This window comes from Cedecea neteri NBRC 105707 = ATCC 33855 (assembly GCF_001571265.1).
GTDB lineage: Bacteria > Pseudomonadota > Gammaproteobacteria > Enterobacterales > Enterobacteriaceae > Cedecea > Cedecea neteri.
Genome location: NZ_BCTL01000038.1, coordinates 59,621 through 80,278, shown reverse-complemented (window position 1 = coordinate 80,278; position 20,658 = coordinate 59,621). Strand labels below are relative to the sequence as shown.

Here is a 20,658-nt window from a genome sequence, read left to right as displayed (position 1 = left end):
GCAGCAGTCAGAGTGGTTTTACCGTGGTCAACGTGGCCGATAGTACCAACGTTAACGTGCGGTTTTGTACGTTCAAATTTTTCTTTAGACACGGCTATATTCCTTACTATTGTGCTCTCCCCTTAGGGAGAGAGCACGGGATCATTGTGTTAAAAGCGTTGGCTTATTTGCCACGAGCTTCGATTACGGCCTGAGCAACGTTGTTAGGTGCGTCATCATACTTCAGGAATTCCATGGAGTAAGATGCACGACCTTTGGTCAGAGAACGCAGCTGAGTTGCGTACCCGAACATTTCAGACAACGGAACTTCAGCATGAATCTGTACGCCAGTAGCGTTAGATTCCTGGCCTTTCAGCTGACCACGACGACGGCTAAGGTCACCGATAACGTCACCAGTGTTCTCTTCCGGAGTTTCAACTTCAACCTTCATGATAGGCTCAAGCAGAACTGGTTTAGCTTTCTTAAAGCCATCTTTGAAGGCAATAGAAGCGGCCAGTTTAAACGCCAGTTCGGAGGAGTCAACGTCATGGTAAGAACCGAAGTGCAGACGCACGCCGAGATCAACAACCGGGTAACCCGCCAGTGGACCAGATTTCAGCTGCTCCTGGATGCCTTTATCAACGGCAGGGATGTATTCACCAGGAATTACACCACCTTTGATGTCGTTGATGAACTCGTAACCTTTAGGGTTAGAGCCCGGCTCCAGTGGGTACATGTCGATAACAACATGACCATACTGACCACGACCACCAGACTGCTTGGCGTGTTTACCTTCGATATCGGTAACTTTCGCGCGAATCGCTTCACGGTAAGCAACCTGAGGTTTACCGACGTTCGCTTCAACGTTGAATTCACGCTTCATGCGGTCAACGATGATGTCGAGGTGCAGTTCACCCATACCGGCGATGATGGTCTGGTTAGATTCTTCATCAGTCCATACGCGGAATGATGGATCTTCTTTAGCCAGACGGCCCAGAGCCAGACCCATTTTTTCCTGGTCAGCTTTGGTTTTCGGTTCAACAGCGATGGAAATTACCGGTTCTGGGAATTCCATACGCTCCAGAATGATCACGTTGTCCGGATCACAGATGGTATCACCTGTAGTCACGTCTTTCAGGCCGATTGCCGCAGCAATGTCGCCCGCGCGAACTTCTTTAATCTCTTCACGTTTGTTAGCGTGCATCTGAACGATACGACCAAAACGCTCACGAGCCGATTTAACCGGGTTGTATACGGTATCACCGGAGTTAACCACGCCAGAGTACACGCGGAAGAACGTCAGGTTACCAACAAACGGGTCGGTAGCGATTTTAAATGCCAGAGCAGCAAATGGCTCTTCGTCGCTAGCGTGACGCTCAGATGGAGTGTCTTTACCGTCGTCCAACATACCGTTGATAGCAGGTACGTCAGTTGGTGCTGGCAGGTAATCGATTACCGCATCCAGCATCGCCTGAACACCTTTGTTCTTAAATGCAGAACCACAGGTAACCAGGATGATTTCGTTGTTCAGAACGCGCTGACGCAGAGCTTTCTTGATTTCTTCCTCGGTCAGCTCTTCGCCGCCCAGGTATTTTTCCATCAGCTCTTCAGAGGCTTCTGCAGCGGACTCGATCAGGTTCTGGTGCCATTCGTCAGCCAGGTCCTGCATGTCAGCTGGGATATCTTCGTATTCGAAGGTAACGCCCTGATCTGCATCGTTCCAGTTGATGGCTTTCATTTTCACCAGGTCGATAACGCCGGTGAAACCTTCTTCAGCACCAATCGCCAGCTGAAGCGGAACAGCGTTCGCGCCCAGGCGGGATTTGATCTGGCCTACAACTTTCAGGAAGTTTGCACCCATACGGTCCATTTTGTTAACGAACGCGATGCGTGGAACTTTGTATTTGTTAGCCTGACGCCATACGGTTTCAGACTGTGGCTGAACACCACCAACTGCGCAGTAAACCATTACTGCACCGTCAAGAACACGCATGGAACGTTCAACTTCGATGGTGAAGTCAACGTGCCCTGGGGTGTCGATGATGTTTACGCGGTGCGGTTCATACTGCTTAGCCATACCAGACCAGAATGCAGTAGTTGCAGCGGAGGTAATGGTAATACCACGCTCCTGCTCCTGCTCCATCCAGTCCATGGTTGCAGCACCGTCATGAACTTCACCGATTTTGTGGTTTACACCGGTGTAGAACAGAATACGTTCGGTAGTCGTGGTTTTACCGGCGTCGATGTGTGCACTGATACCGATGTTACGGTAGCGTGCAATGGGTGTTGTACGAGCCATTTGATTCCTCTATATCCTGGGACGTTCAAGTTAAGTAACCCAAAGCGGGCAGCTTCATGAAGCGCCCGCTTGGGTAACACTACGAAGGATTTATTACCAACGGTAGTGAGCGAACGCCTTGTTGGCTTCAGCCATACGGTGAACGTCTTCACGTTTCTTAACTGCAGTGCCTTTGTTTTCTGCAGCATCAGACAGTTCATTCGCCAGGCGAAGAGCCATGGATTTATCACCGCGTTTACGAGCAGCTTCTACGATCCAACGCATTGCCAGGGCATTACGACGAACCGGACGAACTTCAACTGGAACCTGATAAGTAGAACCACCAACGCGGCGGGACTTAACTTCGACGGTCGGACGGACGTTGTCCAGAGCGACTTCGAAAGCTTCCAGTTCGTTTTTACCAGAACGCTGAGCCAGGGTTTCCAGCGCGGTATAAACGATAGATTCTGCAGTAGATTTTTTACCATCTACCATCAGGATATTTACAAATTTAGCCAGCAGCTCTGATCCGAACTTAGGATCCGGCAGAATTTTACGCTGACCAATCACGCGACGACGTGGCATAGGAATACTCCGTTGTTAATTCAGGATTGTCCAAAACTCAAAGAGTTTATTTTGACATTAATTTAAAACGTTTGGCCTTACTTAACGGAGAACCATTAAGCCTTAGGACGCTTCACGCCATACTTGGAGCGAGATTGCTTACGGTCTTTAACGCCGGAGCAGTCAAGCGCACCACGAACGGTATGGTAGCGAACACCTGGCAAGTCTTTAACACGACCACCACGGATCAGGATCACGGAGTGTTCCTGCAGGTTGTGACCTTCACCGCCGATGTAGGAGGTGACTTCAAAACCGTTAGTCAAACGCACACGGCAAACTTTACGCAGTGCGGAGTTTGGTTTTTTAGGAGTGGTGGTATATACACGGGTACATACACCACGTTTTTGCGGGCAAGCTTCCAGCGCAGGCACGTTGCTTTTTGCAACTTTGCGTACGCGTGGTTTGCGAACCAGCTGGTTAACTGTTGCCATTAAATAGCTCCTGGTTTTTGCTTTTGCTTCGTAAACACGTAATAAAACGGCCTCATATAATATGAGGACGCAGAATTTTAGGGCTGAGCCGAAAAGGTGTCAAGAAATATACAGCATTCCGCCTTCACCAGGCGAACTGCTGGTCATGTTTTATCACTAATCTGACGAAGTCAGTATAGTCGACACGCCCAATCCTGGGTGAAATTTGAACAGCCAGGCCACGGGCCTCAACATCTTCTCGTAGAACGTTGACTGTAATGGGGGCTGAGAGCAGTAATTCAAGCGCACGGCTGTTATTCAGCGCGGCAATCACGCCATCTTCTATCAGCAGCAGATCGTCGCCAGGCTGAACATATCGCAGCATCTCGCTGATATCACACTGAAAGGGCGACTGACGTAGGGTATGCAGCATGGGTGCCTCAGAATGTGAGTACGACATCGTACTGGTTTAACTTTTCTCTCAATACACCAGGATCCAGCACTTCGACATCAATAACCCAGGATGACTGAGCCGACAGCCCTCTCTCGCTCAAAGAATCTGCACAGAGAAAACACTGCTCGATGTCGTACAGCGGCAAAATGCGGAAGGTAGCAATGTAGTCTCTGCCCAGCACTTTGGTTGGCTGCTGGTTCGGCAGGAGCTGCAGAACGCCATCCCCGACAAAGAAAACCCCGATATCGTCAGACAGCGCCGACGTTGCCAGTAACGCATCCAGCCCTTCCCGGCCAGAGGTGCTGCCGTGCGGCGCAGAGCGGAACACAAAAGCCACACGTTTCATCAGAATTGCACCATTCTTTCGCAGGTCAACGCGGCTTCTGCCAGCGCACCCAAGCCGCTAAGCGTAAAGCCTGGCTGGAGATTACTCATGTTGAGCCCCAAAGATTTGGCCTGTTCTTCATCGGTCACGCCGCGGCGCAATGCCGCAGCCACGCAAATATGCAGTGCCACACCGTGCTGCGCGTTAAGGCTCTGCCACTCGCGGACAAGGTCAACCTCATCACTTGCCGGCGCGGTCAGCTGGTTAGCGTTATAAATCCCCTCGCGGTAGAAAAAAACGCTCTCAAGCGTATGGCCTTCTGCCAGCAAAGCTCGGGCAAACAGCAGCGCGCTGCTCGCCTGCTGAGTACCGTAAGCCGGCCCGGTAACCATTAACGCAAAACGCATTACTTATCCTGACCCAGGAAGTCGCCATTTTTGAACTGGCGAATGTAGAGATAAACGGTGTGTTTGGAAATGTTCAGCCGATCGGCAACCTGGTTGATAGCATCTTTGATATCGAAGATGCCTTTCTCGTAGAGGTTAAGGACTATCTGGCGGTTCTTCGCGTTGTTCGACACATTACGATCGGCATTCACTTCTTCGATTGTGAATTCCAGCGTTTGCATCACCAAATCCTCCACGGAGGAGGCAAAGTTCACCGAGGATGGCACTTCCTGATCCTGAGTTTCTGGTGGAATGAAGGTCGACATGATCTGCGAGAACGGCACGTCGAGGTTCATGTTAATGCAAAGCAATCCAATCACGCGCTGGTCGCGGTTGCGAATCGCAATCGTCACCGACTTCATCAGAACACCGCTTTTGGCGCGAGTGAAATAGCATTTAGAGACGCTGCTGTCGGCACCGGTCATATCGTGCAGCATGCGCAAGGCCAGATCGGTAATTGGCGAGCCTATTTTTCGCCCGGTATGTTCACCATTAGCGATACGAATGGCTGAACATTTCAGGTCCTGCAGAGAGTGCAGAACGATTTCGCAATGGGAACCAATCAGCATCGCTAACCCGTCCACGACCGCTTCATAGGATTTTAATATTTCGAAGTCGGTTTGTTCAAAAGGACGCTGGTCCAGTAAATCAAGTTCACTGGTTTCGTTGGTTAAAAGCGAATTGGACATGAAAAAATACCACCCTCTCAGATTGATGACAAACGTCCGGAAAACGGGGTTCTCGGGCGTTTGGGGTAAATCAGAAGACGTCGTCGATTATTTTTATTGCCGTAAATTGAGCGTGTTATGGATAAAAGACGTTGTCAGCAATTTACTCTAAAGAGAGCCTGTCGCGCTTTGATGGTGTCAGGGCAGACTCATACTCGGTTGAAACGCTGCCCGCTAAGGTAATACAACGTAAGACGTGCTTTCCAGTCTTTATTCTCCTCATTACGCGTGTGGGGAATAAACGCCGGTGCCAAAAACAAAACCGCCGCCCGGTGGGCGGCGGCTCAAACGACCTGCTAATTACTTGCTTTTTGCAGCATCAGCGGCTTTAGCATCTGCAGCAGCGGCTGGTTTAGCGTCAGCTTTTGGCGCTTGTTTGATGTCCAACAACTCAACTTCAAACACCAGCGTAGAGTTGGCAGGGATCCCCGGCACGCCGGTTTTGCCGTAAGCCAGCTCTGGTGGAATAACCAGCTTAATCTTGCCGCCTTTCTTGATGTTTTTCAGGCCTTCGGTCCAGCCTGGGATAACGCCATCAAGACGGAAGGACAGTGGCTCACCGCGGGTATAAGAGTTATCAAACTCTTTGCCGTCGATCAGCGTACCTTTGTAGTTAACCACAACGGTATCAGTATCCTTCGGCGCATCACCGGTACCGTCTTTCTCAACTTTATACATCAGGCCAGTAGAAGAGGTTTTAACGCCTTTCTCTTTCGCGAAAGCATCACGGAAGGCTTTGCCTTTGTCTGCGTTCTCTTTAGCGTCCTTCTCCATTTTCTCCTGAGCGGAGGCTTTTACGCGAGTCTCGAACGCCTGCAGAGTTTGTTCAATTTCCTGATCGGACAGTTTGCTCTTATCCGCAAACGCATCCTGTACGCCCGCGATCAGCTGAGCTTTATCCAGGGTGATCCCCAATTTCTCTTGCTCTTTCAGGGAGTTTTCCATGTAACGCCCGAGCGATGCGCCCAGCGCATAGGCTGCTTTCTGGTCGTCGTTCTTAAAGGCCGCTTTGCTGTCAGCCTGAGCCGCAGGTGCATCTTTCGCAGCAGCAGGCGCCGCAAAAGCAGGAGCATTAAGGGCAACGGCCATTGTGGTCGCCAGAAGCGTTACTTTAAATAATGATTTCATCCATTTCTCCAAGGGCCGGGGCCTCTCACCCCAGGGTTTCAAATAAACTAAGTGACGTACTATAACGTCGTGAAAGAAATCTACACAATCTCTCAGCGAGTTATCGAGTCAAATTGAGATTCTTTTTGTTTAAAGAAGTTTCCTTCTACGTGCTTCTGCGCTGTAAAGCTGGGTCATTTTCAGTAAAATCACCGCATATTGTCCATCGAGCAGGCAAAAGGGGAACCGCCATGCACACTAAATCCACCGAACAACGGCTGGAAGATCTCGAGAGTCGTCTCGCCTTTCAGGAGATTACGATTGAAGAGCTGAACCAGACCGTAACGGCGCACGAACTTGAGATGGTCAAACTTCGCGAGCATTTCCGTTTGTTGGTCGAAAAGCTGAAAGCCAGCCAGCCGTCGATGATCGCCTCTGAATCTGAAGAAACGCCACCGCCGCATTACTGAATAACAGACGTAAAAAAGGCCGCTAATGCGGCCTTTTCTCTTTCACAGCGATCAGTGGCAACCACAGCCGCCGTTGCCGCAACCACCTTTACCATGGTCGTGATCGTGGCCGTGACCACCACAGCAACCATCGTGATCGTGGTCGTGGTGATGATCGTGCTCACCGTGAACGTGGCCATGAGCCAGTTCTTCAGCGGTCGCTTCGCGGATAGCAACAACTTCCACGTTGAATTTCAGGTTCTGACCGGCCAGCATGTGGTTGCCGTCAACCACAACGTGCTCGTCTTCCACTTCGGTAATTTCGACCGGCACTGGACCCTGGTCGGTTTCCGCCATAAAGCGCATACCAACCTGCAGCTCGTCAACGCCCATGAAGACGTCTTTCGGTACACGCTGCACCAGGTTTTCGTCGTACTGACCGTAGGCGTCGTTCGCGCCCACTTCAACGTCAAACTTGTCGCCAACTTCGTGGCCATCCAGCGCCGTTTCCAGGCCAGAAATCAGGGAACCGTGACCGTGCAGGTAGTCCAGCGGCGCGCTCACCGGAGACTCATCGACCAACACACCGTCTTCTGTACGTACCTGATAAGCCAGGCTGACCACCAGGTCTTTTGCTACTTTCATGATATCTCCTGAACGAGCGTAGGGAAAAAACTGGCGCCGATTGTAGCGGAAATCTGCGCCGCTGTACTCTCTAGCTTAAAAAAAGCTGCTTCATCTCGCTAGTCTGGATGAAAAATCCCTATCACTTGCTCCTGCTCACGAACGTGCTCGCGAACCTGCTTATCGGCCTCGCGCATCTGATGGCCGCACTTCACGCACTCAACGATATCAACGTTGTTCTCGCGCCACAGGGCAAGGGAATCCTTCGCCTGGCACTTGGGGCAAACGGCCCCGGCAATAAAACGTTTACGCACTGACATTGGCTTCACCTGATGTTCTGAAAAAGAGGGAAAAAGCGTGGTTTTTCCCTCTTTTTGGTTATCTGGCGAAAATCAATAAATTGATTTTCCTGGTTTATTTTTTGCTTCCGCCGATCAAATCTCTATCGTAGGTATTTCTTCAACGGGCTGGCTTACTATTCAAATTCGTCCCAGCCGTCCAGCTGCCGACGCTCTTGTTGCATTTCACGTTCGAAAATCTCTTCCAGCTCACGGCGGGCTTCACGCACCCTGGAAATCTGCGCACTATCGGTATGGATGGGCATTAGCTCTCGCAGCATACGCATATCCAGGCGGCGGAAGTGCTGCTGCGCACGGTGCGCCTGATGCGGATGCATACCCAGCGTGAGCAATGCTTTACGTCCAAGCTCAAGGGCGCTTGAGAAGGTTTCACGCGAAAACAGCTTAACGCCGGCCTGCAACAATTCATGTGCCTCAACGCGGCCACGGGCACGCGCCAGTATGGCCAGATGTGGAAAGTGTTGTTGACAGAGATGAACAATCCGCATCGTATCTTCCGGCTCATTGCAGGTGATAACAATGGATTTCGCCGCTTCTGCGCCAGCGGAACGCAGCAGCTCCACTTCCGTCGCATCGCCGTAATAGACCTTATAGCCGTACTTTCTCATCAGGCTCACGGCGCTGATATCCCGCTCAAGAACGGTGATACGCATCTTATTAGCCATCAACAGGCGGCCAATCACCTGACCAAAGCGCCCAAATCCGACGATGATGACCTGCGGATGATCGTCCTCAACGTATGGCGTCTCCTCCGTTTCATCGCCGGGATTAAAGCGCCGGGCAAGAATCGCATCCACGCCCTTCATTAGCAGCGGCGTGGTCATCATCGACAGCGTCACCGTCACCAGCAGCAGCGGCATTTGCTCGCCCTGGAACAGCTTCTGCGAGGCGGCAGCGGAAAACAGCACAAAGGCAAACTCGCCCCCCTGGCTCAGCACTCCGGCAAACTGCAGTCTTTCCGAACTGCGTAAACCATAGACGCGCGACAGGCCATACAAAATGGTGGCTTTCACCGCCACCAGCGCAACGACGCTTACCGCAATCCACAACAGATGGGTAAACAGAACGCCCAGGTTTAGCGCCATGCCGACAGAGATAAAGAACAGTCCTAACAGCAGGCCTTTGAACGGATCGATGGCAATTTCAAGCTCGTGACGGTATTCACTTTCCGCCAGCAGCACGCCGGCCAGAAACGTCCCCAGCGCCATAGAAAACCCAAGCGCATCCATAAACAGCGCCGAACCAAGCACCAGTAATAGCGAAGCCGCGGTAAAGACTTCACGTACCCCGGAACCGGCAATAAAGCGGAAGACCGGGCGAAGCAGATAGCGCCCGCCCAATAACATGCCGATAAACGCCAGCGCCTTCAGGCCAACTTTAATCCAGTCGGTGTGATCGTCACCGTTTCCGGCCAGCAGCGGCACCAGCGCCAGCGCCGGGATCACCGCCAGGTCCTGGAACAAGAGTACCGAAAAGCCCAGTTGGCCCGATTCGCTGCGGTTCATGCTTTTATCGCGCATCAGCTGCAGCGCCATCGCCGTCGAGGACATGGCAAGGCCGATACCGCCCACGACTGCCGCCTGCCAGGAGAAGTTCGTCAGCATCAGCAGGCCCGCCAGCACCACCGCGCTGAGGATCACTTGCGCCGCTCCGACGCCAAAGATGGAGCGCCTCAACTGCCACAGCTTCGACGGATTCAGCTCCAGGCCGATGATAAACATCAGGAACACCACGCCCAGCTCGGAGAAGTGCAGAATTTCATCGACGTCACTGATAAAACCTAAGCCCCACGGGCCAATGGCGATGCCTGCCAGCAAATAGCCCAGCACGGCGCCAATGCCTAAACGAGCGGCAATGGGCACGGCAACAACGGCCGCGAAGAGAAACAGCACCCCCGCCAACAGTAAATCAGAACCTTCCATCATCGCCCTCCCATCTGCAGCGGATTCGCCAGCCACTCACCATAAGCTTTCGCATGACTTTGCAGCTCTTGCTTAGACTGGCGACGCGCCCAGTAAACGATAATCGGCATCAGCCAGTGCATCTTGCACATCGCGGCGGTGAGCTCAAAGGGGCGTAAAATTTCGGTTAAGGGAAAACGATTATAGCCATCATAGCGATAGGCCCCTTCCGGCTCGCCGGTGGTGATCACGCTGCGCCAGTACTTTCCCGCCAGCGCGTTGCCTCCGATGCCGCTGGCAAAGTCACGGCTTAAGACGCGATCCATCCACTCTTTCAGCAACGCGGGGCAGCTGTAGGTATAAAGAGGGTGTTGAAAAACAATGACATCGTGCTCCAGCAGCAATGACTGTTCGTGGTAAATATCGATAAAGAAATCGGGATAGTGAGCGTAGAGATCGTGCACGGTCACATTTTCAAGCTGCAGAGCCGGCTGAAGCAAAACCCGGTTAGCCACCGAGTCCTGGGATTCCGGATGGGCATACAGCAGCAAAACTTTCGGCGGCTGCGACATCATTACCCTCCAGGGCGTCGTCATAGTCATTATTTTGGGCTACCATGCAGCCCGACCTGTTGCCCAGGCGACATGTTAACGAATTACAATGACAATTTAACATACTCTGAACATACGGCGCTTTATGATTGTTTTCTCCTCGTTACAAATTCGTCGCGGCACCCGCGTTCTGCTGGATAACGCCACCGCCACTATCAACCCCGGGCAAAAAGTCGGCCTGGTGGGTAAAAACGGCTGTGGAAAATCCACGCTGCTGGCGTTGCTGAAAAACGAGATAAGCGCCGACGGCGGGAGCGCAAGCTTCCCCGGCAACTGGCAGCTTGCCTGGGTTAATCAGGAAACGCCCGCGCTGGCCATGCCAGCCATAGAGTATGTCATCGATGGCGATCGTGAATTCCGTAAGCTGGAAGCCGAACTTAACGCGGCAAACGAACGCAACGACGGCCACGCCATTGCTCTGGTTCACGGCAAATTGGATGCGGTAGATGCCTGGACCATTCGTTCCCGCGCTTCAAGCCTGCTGCACGGCCTGGGTTTCAGCAATGAACAGTTGGAACGCCCGGTAAGCGATTTCTCGGGCGGCTGGCGCATGCGTCTTAACCTCGCTCAGGCGCTGATTTGCCGTTCCGACCTTTTACTGCTTGATGAACCGACTAACCACCTCGATTTGGACGCGGTCATCTGGCTGGAACGCTGGCTGAAAAGCTACCAGGGCACGCTGATCCTTATCTCTCACGACCGCGATTTCCTCGATCCGGTGGTGGATAAAATCATCCATATCGAACAGGAAAATATGTTCGAGTACACCGGCAACTATTCATCGTTTGAGATCCAGCGCGCGACTCGCCTGTCTCAGCAACAGTCGATGTACGAAAGCCAGCAGCAAAAAGTGGCCCATCTACAAAGCTTTATTGACCGCTTTAAAGCCAAAGCATCCAAAGCCAAGCAGGCGCAAAGCCGCGTGAAGATGCTGGAGCGCATGGAGCTGATTGCCCCGGCGCACGTCGATAACCCGTTCCACTTCAGCTTCCGTGCGCCAGAAAACCTGCCCAACCCGCTGCTGCGGATGGAAAAGGTTAGCGCGGGCTACGGCGAGCGGGTGATCCTGAACTCCATCAAGCTGAACCTGGTTCCCGGCTCGCGTATAGGCCTGCTTGGGCGTAACGGGGCAGGTAAATCCACGTTAATCAAACTGCTGGCAGGTGAACTAGAACCGCTGCAGGGGGACATTGGCCTCGCCAAAGGCATCAAGCTCGGCTACTTCGCCCAGCATCAGCTGGAATACCTGCGTGCCGACGAATCGCCGCTTCAGCATCTGGCCCGGATTGCTCCCCGCGAGCTGGAACAGCAGCTGCGCGACTACCTTGGCGGCTTTGGTTTCCAGGGCGATAAAGTGGCGGAGCAAACGGCACGGTTTTCCGGTGGTGAAAAAGCCAGGCTGGTGCTGGCGCTGGTTGTCTGGCAGCGCCCTAACCTGCTGCTGCTTGATGAACCGACGAACCACCTTGATCTCGACATGCGCCAGGCGCTGACCGAAGCGCTAATCGATTTTGAGGGCGCGCTGGTTGTGGTTTCGCACGACCGACATCTGCTACGTTCCACCACGGACGATCTCTATCTGGTGCACGACGGCAAAGTGGAAGCTTTCGACGGTGACCTTGAGGATTACCAACAGTGGCTGAGCGACCTGCAAAAGCAGGAAAACCAGCCTGCAGATGCCGCGAAAGACAACGCCAACAGCGCGCAGGCCCGCAAGGACCAGAAGCGCCGTGAGGCCGAGCTTCGCACGCAAACCCAGCCGCTGCGCAAGCAAATCACCCAGCTTGAAAAGCAGATGGAAAAGCTAAACGCTCAGCTTTCTGAAGTAGAAGAGAAGCTGGCAGACAGCGCGATCTACGACCAAAGCCGTAAAGCCGAGATGAACGAATGTCTGCAAACGCAGGTAAAAGTGAAGTCGGCGCTGGAAGAGTGCGAGATGGAATGGCTGGATGCTCAGGAACAGCTTGAGCAGATGCTGCAGAGCGACTAAACGCTAAGTTTTCCCCTCTCCTCACGAGGAGAGGGTTTGCTCTCAGCGCCAGATAAGCAGCACGCAGGCTGCGGTTAGCACGCCCATGCTGACGTTGAAAATAGCCCAGGAACGGCGGCTGCGCAGGAACAGGCCAATCAGGCTGCCAAAGGCTATCCAGATAACGCCGGCCACGATGTTCACCAACGCAATCCCTATGCTAATCATCGCTACGGAATGCAGGTAGGCAGCGCCCGCCAGGCTAAAACTTGCTACCGCACCCAGCGCCATCAGCCAGGCTTTAGGGTTTATCACCTGCAGCAAACCACCCTGCCAGAAAGGCACCGGAGACGGCGGGGCGGCATCGGTTTCCAGACGCTCGTATTTCGCCGTACCAATTTTCCAGGCCAGCCACAAAAGGTAAACGCTCCCGGCAATCTTCAGGATAAGGTGCAGAGCGGGGTAAAGCAGGATTAAACTCCCGACGCCGAAGGCCACCAGCACCAGAATGCACTGCATCCCGAGCATGATACCAATCATCAGCGGCAGGCTGCGGAAGAAACCGTAATTCGCCCCGGATGCGGTAAGTAGCGTATTATTAGGGCCAGGTGTGATGGCGGCGACCCAGAGAAAGCCCAGCATCGACAGAAAAAGCGTTAAGTCCATGAATTGGGTGCTCCACACCCGAAGAATAATTAGCGAACTCAACGAAACTAACAGTGTGATATGGCCAGTACAAGTCCTTTAGAATTGAATATTCATCATGATGAAGGTGACGATTTCCGCCCGATGCGCGGACTCAGTAATCCGCATCTGCAAACCATGATCCCACGTTTGATTCGCCGCCGAATCAATTTCAAACCCCACTGGCAGCGCCTGGATATGCCGGACGGGGATTTTGTCGATCTTGCGTGGAGCGAAGATCCGCAAACCGCCATGCACAAACCGCGCCTGGTGGTGTTTCACGGCCTGGAAGGCAGCCTTCACAGCCCCTATGCTCACGGCATGATTGAAGCAGCTAAAAAGCGCGGCTGGTTAGGCGTGGTAATGCACTTTCGCGGCTGTAGCGGTGTGCCAAACCGTAAAGAACGTATTTACCACTCCGGCGAAACCGAAGACGGCACCTTCTTCCTCGACTGGTTAAATCAGCGCTACGGCGAGGTCCCAACCGCCGCAGTTGGTTTCTCGCTGGGCGGAAATATGCTCGCCTGCCTGATGGCAAAACAGGGCGCAGCCTGTACGCTGAAAGCGGGAGTTATCGTCTCCGCACCGTTGATGCTCGAGCAATGTTGCTATCACATGGAACAAGGCTTTTCGCGCGTTTATCAGCACTACCTGCTGAACCTGCTGAAAAAAAATGCCGCCCGCAAGCTGAAGAGCTACCCGGGTTCACTGCCTATCGATCTGCGTAAACTTAAAAGCCTGCGCCGTATTCGCGAGTTCGACGACCTGATCACCTCAAAAATTCACGGCTTTGCCGACGCGCTGGACTACTATCGCCAGTGCAGCGCCATGCCGCTCTTGCCGGACATTGCCTCGCCAACGCTGATTATCCACGCCAAAGACGATCCATTTATGGACCACCATGTGATCCCGGACCGCGAAACGCTGCCGCCGAATATCCACTATCAGCTCACCACCTATGGCGGCCACGTTGGCTTTGTAGGCGGCACTCTACTGCGCCCACAAATGTGGCTTGAGCAGCGTATTCCTGACTGGCTAACCCGCTTCCTGGACCACTGAAATGATTATTCCCTGGCAAGATCTCGCCCCTGAAACGCTCGACAGCTTGATTGAATCTTTTGTATTACGCGAAGGCACAGATTATGGTGAGCAGGAGCGCTCGCTGACGCAAAAAGTCGCCGACGTGAAGCGCCAGTTGCAAAGCGGCGAAGCCGTGCTGGTTTGGTCTGAACTCCATGAAACGGTAAACATTATGCCGCGCGGGCAGTTTCGCGGCTGACCGCTAACCGGCGGGGTGATCTATACTGGCTGAAAAGTATAACAACCAGAAACCAGACTTTTTTCCGATCCCTCATGGAGTTGTCATCCTATGTCAGCCAAACACCCGGTTATTGCGGTCACAGGTTCCAGCGGCGCCGGAACGACCACCACCAGCCTCGCCTTCCGCAAGATTTTCCAGCAGCTCAACCTGCGCGCCGCCGAAGTTGAAGGCGACAGTTTCCATCGCTATACCCGCCCGGAAATGGATATGGCCATCCGCAAGGCGCGGGATGCCGGCCGCCACATCAGCTATTTTGGACCAGAGGCCAACGACTTCGGATTACTGGAACAAACCTTTATCGAATACGGCCAGAGCGGCAAAGGGCAATCACGCAAATATCTGCATACCTACGATGAAGCCGTGCCGTGGAACCAGGTGCCGGGCACCTTTACGCCGTGGCAGCCGCTGCCAGAGCCAACCGACGTACTGTTTTATGAAGGCCTGCACGGCGGCGTTGTCACCCCGCAGCACAACGTGGCCGACTGCGTAGATTTACTGGTTGGCGTGGTGCCTATTGTTAACCTGGAATGGATTCAGAAACTGGTTCGCGACACCGGCGAACGCGGTCATTCGCGGGAGGCGGTGATGGATTCCGTCGTACGTTCGATGGACGATTACATCAACTTCATTACGCCGCAGTTCTCGCGCACCCATATTAACTTCCAGCGCGTCCCAACGGTGGATACTTCTAACCCGTTCGCCGCCCGGGCAATTCCGTCGCTGGACGAAAGCTTCGTGGTTATCCACTTCCGTGGCCTGGACGACATCGACTTCCCTTATCTGCTGGCGATGCTGCAAGGATCGTTTATCTCCCACATCAATACATTGGTGGTGCCGGGAGGGAAAATGGGGCTGGCGATGGAGCTGATTATGGCCCCGCTGGTGCAGCGGCTGGCGGAAGGCAGGAAAATTGCCTGATAACATAAGGGCGGTATCTACACCGCCCTTTTCACTTTACGCTTCAATAATTTCGTAGCTGTGGCTAATCTCTGCGGCTTTCTCAAGCATCAGCGTTACCGAGCAATATTTCTCTGCGGTCAACTCAACGGCGCGGGCAACCGCACTCTCTTTCAGCTCTTTCCCGGTCACGACAAAATGCAGATGGATGCGGGTAAACAGACGTGGTGCTTCTTCACGACGTTCGGAAGTCAGCTTCACCTCGCAATCCGTCACGTCATGGCGGCCTTTTTGCAGAATTGATACCACGTCAATTGAGCTACAACCGCCCGCGGCCATCAACAGCATTTCCATTGGGCTTGGCGCTTTATCCCCGGAATTACCGTCCATCAGAATTTGGTGGCCAGAAGCGGATTCTCCGAGGAAGGTCATGCCTTCCACCCATTTAACTCGTGCCTGCATTTTACCTACTCCAGTTGAGAAAATATTCTTTCAGATTACGCGTCTACGTGAAAACTGGCAACGTAAGGCGATCCAGGTCATGCTGAAACGAGACAATACAAGACACTTACCAAAAGCTATGCTAAAACAATCCGGATGCTGCTGCGATACAGAGACGTTTATGCCGTAAGCAGAGGAAACGACTAATTACAGGCCGCAGGGCTAACCTGCACGCCAGCTCCCAGGGCTTGGGAAAATTTCACGATTGCAACGCCAGACAAGAGGTTCCGCGTCTTGTCTTTGGTAGCCAGTTTATAACAGAGGATAACCGCGCATGGTGCTTGGCAAACCGCAAACAGACCCGACTCTCGAATGGTTCTTGTCTCATTGCCACATTCATAAGTATCCGTCGAAGAGCACGCTGATTCACCAGGGTGAAAAGGCGGAGACGCTGTATTACATCGTCAAAGGCTCCGTAGCTGTTCTGATTAAAGATGAAGAAGGCAAGGAGATGATCCTTTCTTATCTGAATCAGGGTGATTTCATTGGTGAATTAGGTTTGTTCGAAGAAGGCCAGGAGCGTAGCGCCTGGGTTCGCGCCAAGACAGCCTGTGAAGTAGCTGAAATTTCCTATAAAAAATTCCGTCAGCTGATTCAGGTTAACCCGGACATCCTGATGCGTCTGTCTTCCCAGATGGCGCGCCGCCTGCAGGTCACTTCTGAGAAAGTCGGCAACCTCGCGTTCCTCGACGTGACCGGCCGTATTGCTCAGACGCTGCTGAACCTGGCTAAACAACCGGATGCTATGACCCACCCGGACGGGATGCAGATTAAAATCACCCGCCAGGAAATCGGTCAGATCGTGGGCTGCTCCCGCGAAACCGTTGGCCGTATTCTGAAAATGCTGGAAGACCAGAATCTCATTTCCGCACACGGTAAAACGATTGTCGTTTACGGCACTCGCTAATTAGCCCCATAAAGGCGTGTCGCTTCGGTAACACGCCTTTTTTGTCTCTACAATTCAGGCTATGTGGAAGAGATTAATTTATCACCCGGAAGTTAACTACGCGCTGCGGCAAACGCTGGTGCTGTGTTTACCCGTGGCTATTGGCCTGATTCTCGGCAGCCTGCAAAACGGTCTGCTCTTCTCGTTAGTGCCCGCCTGCTGCAACATTGCCGGGCTGGACACGCCGCATAAACGCTTCTTCAAACGCTTGATAATCGGCGGCAGCCTGTTCGCCGTTAGCAGCCTTATCATGCAGCTTCTGCTGCTTTACACCCACGTCCCGCTGCCTGCGATATTAATCGTCATGGCCCTGCTGCTCGGCGTCACGGCGGAGATAAGCTCGCTGCACGCCCGCCTTCTGCCAGCGTCGCTGATTGCCGCCATTTTTACGCTCAGCATGGCCGGCAACATGCCTATCTGGAAACCGATGGTGCTCTATATCTTCGGCACCATCTGGTACGGCGCATTCAACTGGTTCTGGTTCAGGCTATGGCGTGAACAGCCGCTCAGAGAGTCGCTCAGCCTGCTGTACCGCCAGCTTGCGGACTACTGCGAAGCGAAATACAGCCTGCTGACCCAGCATACGGATCCTGAAAAAGCGCTGCCGCCGTTGCTGGTACGTCAGCAGAAAGCCGTCGACCTGATAACGACCTGCTACCAGCAGCTGCATATGCTGTCGGCCAACCAGCAAAATGGCTACAAACGCCTGCTACGCGCTTTCCAGGTTGCGCTGGATTTGCAGGAGCACATTTCGGTTAGCCTGCACCAGCCGGAAGAAGTGCAAAAACTGGTTGAGCAAAGCCATGCCGAAGCGGTGATCCGCTGGAACGCCCGGACTATCGCCGCACGCCTGCGGGTGCTGGCAGACGATATTCTCTACCACCGCTACCCGACGCGCTTTACCATGGACAAGCAGATCGACGCTCTGGAAAAGATCGCCCGCCAGAACCCGGAGAACCCGGTCGGTCAGTTTTGCCATTACCATTTCAGCCGAATTGCCCGGGTACTGAAAACTCAGCGGCCGCTGTACGTGAGAGATTTAATGGAGGACAGGGAACGCCGCCTGCCGTTCTTCCCGGCGCTGAAAAACTATCTCTCCTTCAAGTCATCGGCGCTGCGCAGCTCCGCACGTTTAGGCGTGATGCTGACGATTGCCAGCCTGCTGGGCTCCTTCTTACACCTGCCAAAGCCTTACTGGATCCTGATGACGGTGATGTTCGTCACGCAAAACGGCTACGGTGCAACGCGGGTGCGCATTGTGCACAGGGCGGCCGGCACCATGGCAGGGCTGTGTATCGCCGGTATCACCCTGCACTTCCATGTGCCAGACAGCTACACCCTGCTGGCGATGCTGATGATTACCCTGGTGAGCTATCTGTTCATTCGCAAAAGCTACGGCTGGGCCACCATCGGCTTTACCGTCACCGCGGTATATACCCTGCAGCTCATTACCCTCAGCGCCGAAAGCTACATCATTCCAAGGCTTATCGACACGTTGCTCGGCTGCCTGATTGCTTTTGGCGGCATGATCTGGCTTTGGCCGCAGTGGCAAACCGGCCTGCTGCGCCAGAACGCCCACGACGCTCTTGAGGCCGATCAGGACGCGATTCGCCTGATATTAAGCAACGATCCGGAACCCACACCGCTGGCCTGGCAACGAATGCGGGTCAACCAGGCGCACAACGCGCTCTTCAACTCGCTCAATCAGGCGATGCAGGAGCCCGGATTTAACTCCCATTATCTGGCCGACATGAAGCTTTGGGTAACCCACAGCCAGTTCATCGTCGAGCACATCAACGCCATGACCACCCTAGCGCGCGAGCACAACATGCTCACGCCAGACCTGGCGCAAAAGTACCTGCAGTCTTGTGAAATTGGATTACAGCGCTGCCAGCAAAGGCTGGAGTATGACGGGCCTGGCGGGTCGAAAGACGTAAATATCCTGGAACCGGACACGCTGCCCACGGGGCCGTTAAGCACTATGGAGCAGCATTTACAGCGGATTATTGGCCACCTGAACACCATGCATACCATCTCCTCGGTAGCCTGGCGCCAGCGGCCTCATCATGGGATCTGGCTGAGCCGCCGCCTGCGGCGCTCGGGTTAGTTTTAACCCGCCACCACGTGGGCAACCGCTTTGGCGAAGCGCTGCATTCCTTCCACGATATCCGCGTCCTCGACAATAAGCGAAGGCGCAAAACGCATAACGTCCGGCCCGGCGTTCAACACCATCACGCCTTCTGCCGCGCCCGCATAGAGAAACTCGCGCGCGCGCCCTTTGTATTTCTCGCTAAGTTCTGCGCCGATCAACAGCCCCATGCCGCGAATGTCGCTAAACAGATCGAACTGCGCGTTAATCTTCTGCAGTTGTTCAACGAAGAGCTGACGTTTGGCCGCCACGCCTGTGAGAACTTCTGGCGTATTGATGATATCGAAAGCCGCCCCGGCCACTGCGCACGCCAGTGGATTACCGCCGTAGGTTGAACCGTGACTGCCTACGTGAAACGCGGAAGCAATCTCATGGGTGGTCAGCATCGCGCTCACCGGGAAACCGCCGCCGAGGGCTTTGGCGCTGGTCAGAATATCCGGGGTGACGCCGTAGTTGATATAAGCGAAGAGTTCGCCGGTGCGGCCCATTCCCGACTGCACTTCATCAAATACCAGCAGCGCCTGGTGCTCATCACACAAATCGCGCAGCCCCTGCAGAAACTCCGGCGTCGCGGCGGTCACTCCGCCCTCGCCCTGAATAGGCTCAACAACTACCGCGCAGGTATGGTCATCCATTACCGCTTTCACCGCCGCGAGATCGTTATACGGCACATGAATAATATCGGCAGGTTTCGGGCCAAAGCCGTCGGAGTACTTAGCCTGCCCACCTACGGAAACGGTGAACAGTGAACGCCCGTGAAACGCATTGTAGAAGGCAATGATTTTGCTTTTGTACGGGCTGTGGCGGGTCGAAGCATAGTAGCGGGCCAGCTTGAAAGCCGTCTCGTTCGCTTCCGTACCGGAGTTCATGAAGACGACGCGCTCGGCAAAGGTGGCGTCGATCAGCTTACGGGCAAGCTTCAGGGCAGGCTCATTGGTAAAAACGTTGCTGGTATGCCACAGGGTTTCACCCTGGGTCTTCAGCGCCTCCACCAGCGCTGGGTGGCAATGCCCCAGCGCGGTTACGGCGATGCCTCCGGCAAAGTCCACGTACTCTTTTCCGGCAGTGTCCCACACTCGGCTGCCTTCCCCTTTCACTGGAATAAATTCTGCTGGTGCATAAATCGGCAGAATCACTTCGTCGAAGGTCGCCCGCGTAACCGCTGATTGTTCAGTTGCCATTTATTCCCCACCCGTTTTTATGCGTTAGACATGAATGAAAATATAATCACGAAATATGCATAAAAAACCAAATTCAGGCAAGTGACAATTTACCTCTGGAGAAAATTCGCCAACAGCGCATGTCCCTGCTCGCTGAGAATGCTTTCCGGGTGGAACTGCACGCCTTCCAGATCCAGCGAACGGTGACGGATACCCATGATTTCCTGCTTATCCGTCCAGGCCGTAACCTCAAAACAGTCAGGCAGGGTATCAGGATCAATGAGCAGCGAGTGGTAGCGCGTCACGGTCAGCGGATTCTTTAGCCCACGGAATACACCACTGCCGTTGTGGCCGATAGCGGAGGTTTTGCCGTGCATCACCTGTTCTGCCCGCACAATGGTGGCGCCAAAGGCCTGGGCAATGGCCTGGTGCCCCAGGCAAACGCCCAAAACAGGAAGCTGTCCGGCGAAGTGATTAATGGCGGCAAGCGAGATGCCCGCCTCGGTCGGCGTGCAGGGGCCTGGAGAAATCACCAGTTTTTCCGGCGACAGACGCTCGATGTCGTCCAGCCCAATTTCGTCGTTACGCTTAACCAGCACTTCCTCACCCAGCTCACAAAAATACTGGTAGAGGTTCCAGGTGAAGGAATCATAGTTGTCGATAAGCAGTAACATGGCGGCTCCAGGGCAAAAAAGAACGCGCTATTCTAGTCGCTTTCTCTGGCCAGGCTCACCAC

24 protein-coding genes are annotated in these 20,658 nt (G+C 53.8%); 7 read left to right on the top strand and 17 right to left on the bottom strand.

From position 1 onward, the window contains the following. The 9 genes from CNE01S_RS24555 to fkpA all read right to left on the bottom strand — a co-directional run. Positions 1 to 92: GTP-binding protein (locus CNE01S_RS24555; protein ID WP_001978617.1), on the bottom strand; the 92-nt coding region annotated here is incomplete at its 3' end. A gap of 71 nt (positions 93 to 163) precedes the next feature. Then, positions 164 to 2,278: an elongation factor G gene (gene fusA / locus CNE01S_RS16655; RefSeq protein WP_061277403.1), complete on the bottom strand. Its 2,115-nt coding sequence runs from the start codon at positions 2,276 to 2,278 to the stop codon at positions 164 to 166. 93 nt (positions 2,279 to 2,371) lie between these two features. After that, complete coding sequence (rpsG, locus tag CNE01S_RS16650) at positions 2,372 to 2,842, bottom strand: 30S ribosomal protein S7 (protein ID WP_008457106.1); 471 nt, start codon at positions 2,840 to 2,842, stop codon at positions 2,372 to 2,374. Positions 2,843 to 2,937: 95 nt separating this feature from the next. Next, the gene (gene rpsL, locus CNE01S_RS16645; RefSeq protein ID WP_008457105.1) at positions 2,938 to 3,312 is read right to left on the bottom strand and encodes a 30S ribosomal protein S12; all 375 of its coding nucleotides are present in this window, start codon (positions 3,310 to 3,312) and stop codon (positions 2,938 to 2,940) included. A gap of 124 nt (positions 3,313 to 3,436) precedes the next feature. Beyond that, complete coding sequence (tusB, locus tag CNE01S_RS16640; protein ID WP_061277402.1) at positions 3,437 to 3,724, bottom strand: sulfurtransferase complex subunit TusB; 288 nt, start codon at positions 3,722 to 3,724, stop codon at positions 3,437 to 3,439. A 7-nt stretch (positions 3,725 to 3,731) separates the two neighbouring features. Continuing rightward, positions 3,732 to 4,091, bottom strand: coding sequence for a sulfurtransferase complex subunit TusC (tusC, locus tag CNE01S_RS16635; RefSeq protein WP_061277401.1), 360 nt, complete (start codon positions 4,089 to 4,091; stop codon positions 3,732 to 3,734). After that, positions 4,091 to 4,477, bottom strand: a complete 387-nt coding sequence (tusD, locus tag CNE01S_RS16630) for a sulfurtransferase complex subunit TusD (protein WP_061277400.1) — start codon at positions 4,475 to 4,477, stop codon at positions 4,091 to 4,093. Before tusD ends, tusC begins: the two co-directional genes overlap by 1 nt. Next, on the bottom strand, positions 4,477 to 5,205 hold the full coding sequence (locus CNE01S_RS16625) for a helix-turn-helix transcriptional regulator (protein WP_008457101.1): 729 nt from the start codon (positions 5,203 to 5,205) through the stop codon (positions 4,477 to 4,479). The genes tusD and CNE01S_RS16625 overlap by 1 nt, the downstream gene beginning before the upstream one ends. Before the next feature lie 339 nt (positions 5,206 to 5,544). Next, entirely contained in the window at positions 5,545 to 6,372 is an 828-nt protein-coding gene (fkpA, locus tag CNE01S_RS16620) for an FKBP-type peptidyl-prolyl cis-trans isomerase (RefSeq protein WP_008457100.1), read from the bottom strand. A gap of 230 nt (positions 6,373 to 6,602) precedes the next feature. On the opposite strand from fkpA, the gene CNE01S_RS16615 reads away from it, so the two are divergent. Further along, a complete protein-coding gene (locus CNE01S_RS16615) occupies positions 6,603 to 6,821 on the top strand; it encodes a protein SlyX (RefSeq protein ID WP_008457099.1) in 219 nt (72 codons plus the stop codon). A gap of 51 nt (positions 6,822 to 6,872) precedes the next feature. Here CNE01S_RS16615 and slyD read toward each other — a convergent pair whose 3' ends face one another. The 4 genes from slyD to kefG form a co-directional block, all read right to left on the bottom strand. Beyond that, positions 6,873 to 7,445 carry a peptidylprolyl isomerase gene (gene slyD / locus CNE01S_RS16610; protein WP_061277399.1) on the bottom strand — a complete coding sequence of 191 codons (573 nt, stop codon included), beginning with the start codon at positions 7,443 to 7,445 and terminating at the stop codon, positions 6,873 to 6,875. 98 nt (positions 7,446 to 7,543) lie between these two features. Beyond that, the gene (locus CNE01S_RS16605) at positions 7,544 to 7,744 is read right to left on the bottom strand and encodes a YheV family putative zinc ribbon protein (protein ID WP_016538480.1); all 201 of its coding nucleotides are present in this window, start codon (positions 7,742 to 7,744) and stop codon (positions 7,544 to 7,546) included. 155 nt (positions 7,745 to 7,899) lie between these two features. Beyond that, entirely contained in the window at positions 7,900 to 9,705 is a 1,806-nt protein-coding gene (kefB, locus tag CNE01S_RS16600) for a glutathione-regulated potassium-efflux system protein KefB (RefSeq protein WP_061277405.1), read from the bottom strand. After that, on the bottom strand, positions 9,705 to 10,256 hold the full coding sequence (gene kefG / locus CNE01S_RS16595) for a glutathione-regulated potassium-efflux system ancillary protein KefG (protein ID WP_174522186.1): 552 nt from the start codon (positions 10,254 to 10,256) through the stop codon (positions 9,705 to 9,707). The genes kefB and kefG overlap by 1 nt, the downstream gene beginning before the upstream one ends. Positions 10,257 to 10,380: 124 nt before the next feature. On the opposite strand from kefG, the gene CNE01S_RS16590 reads away from it, so the two are divergent. After that, a complete protein-coding gene (locus tag CNE01S_RS16590; RefSeq protein ID WP_061277397.1) occupies positions 10,381 to 12,285 on the top strand; it encodes an ABC transporter ATP-binding protein in 1,905 nt (634 codons plus the stop codon). A gap of 42 nt (positions 12,286 to 12,327) precedes the next feature. Here CNE01S_RS16590 and CNE01S_RS16585 read toward each other — a convergent pair whose 3' ends face one another. Then, positions 12,328 to 12,930, bottom strand: coding sequence for a LysE family translocator (locus CNE01S_RS16585; protein WP_061277396.1), 603 nt, complete (start codon positions 12,928 to 12,930; stop codon positions 12,328 to 12,330). 60 nt (positions 12,931 to 12,990) lie between these two features. On the opposite strand from CNE01S_RS16585, the gene CNE01S_RS16580 reads away from it, so the two are divergent. From CNE01S_RS16580 to CNE01S_RS16570, 3 genes are all read left to right on the top strand, one after another. Then, the gene (locus CNE01S_RS16580) at positions 12,991 to 14,007 is read left to right on the top strand and encodes a hydrolase (RefSeq protein ID WP_061277395.1); all 1,017 of its coding nucleotides are present in this window, start codon (positions 12,991 to 12,993) and stop codon (positions 14,005 to 14,007) included. Position 14,008: 1 nt separating this feature from the next. Further along, the gene (locus CNE01S_RS16575) at positions 14,009 to 14,227 is read left to right on the top strand and encodes a YheU family protein (protein ID WP_038478164.1); all 219 of its coding nucleotides are present in this window, start codon (positions 14,009 to 14,011) and stop codon (positions 14,225 to 14,227) included. Between the two features lie 90 nt (positions 14,228 to 14,317). Beyond that, a complete protein-coding gene (locus tag CNE01S_RS16570; protein WP_061277394.1) occupies positions 14,318 to 15,187 on the top strand; it encodes a phosphoribulokinase in 870 nt (289 codons plus the stop codon). Positions 15,188 to 15,223: 36 nt separating this feature from the next. Here CNE01S_RS16570 and CNE01S_RS16565 read toward each other — a convergent pair whose 3' ends face one another. Next, entirely contained in the window at positions 15,224 to 15,628 is a 405-nt protein-coding gene (locus CNE01S_RS16565; RefSeq protein ID WP_008457076.1) for an OsmC family protein, read from the bottom strand. Positions 15,629 to 15,941: 313 nt separating this feature from the next. Here CNE01S_RS16565 and crp point away from each other — a divergent pair, with 313 nt between their 5' ends. Both crp and CNE01S_RS16555 read left to right on the top strand, forming a co-directional pair. Beyond that, positions 15,942 to 16,574: a cAMP-activated global transcriptional regulator CRP gene (crp, locus tag CNE01S_RS16560; RefSeq protein WP_000242758.1), complete on the top strand. Its 633-nt coding sequence runs from the start codon at positions 15,942 to 15,944 to the stop codon at positions 16,572 to 16,574. A gap of 61 nt (positions 16,575 to 16,635) precedes the next feature. Next, a complete protein-coding gene (locus CNE01S_RS16555) occupies positions 16,636 to 18,720 on the top strand; it encodes a YccS/YhfK family putative transporter (RefSeq protein ID WP_061277393.1) in 2,085 nt (694 codons plus the stop codon). A 2-nt stretch (positions 18,721 to 18,722) separates the two neighbouring features. On the opposite strand, the gene argD is transcribed toward CNE01S_RS16555, so the two are convergent. Together argD and pabA are read right to left on the bottom strand one after the other, a co-directional pair. Beyond that, positions 18,723 to 19,943 carry a bifunctional acetylornithine/succinyldiaminopimelate transaminase gene (gene argD / locus CNE01S_RS16550; RefSeq protein ID WP_061277392.1) on the bottom strand — a complete coding sequence of 407 codons (1,221 nt, stop codon included), beginning with the start codon at positions 19,941 to 19,943 and terminating at the stop codon, positions 18,723 to 18,725. Positions 19,944 to 20,032: 89 nt separating this feature from the next. Continuing rightward, positions 20,033 to 20,596, bottom strand: coding sequence for an aminodeoxychorismate synthase component 2 (pabA, locus tag CNE01S_RS16545; RefSeq protein WP_061277391.1), 564 nt, complete (start codon positions 20,594 to 20,596; stop codon positions 20,033 to 20,035). Positions 20,597 to 20,658: the final 62 nt, after the last annotated feature.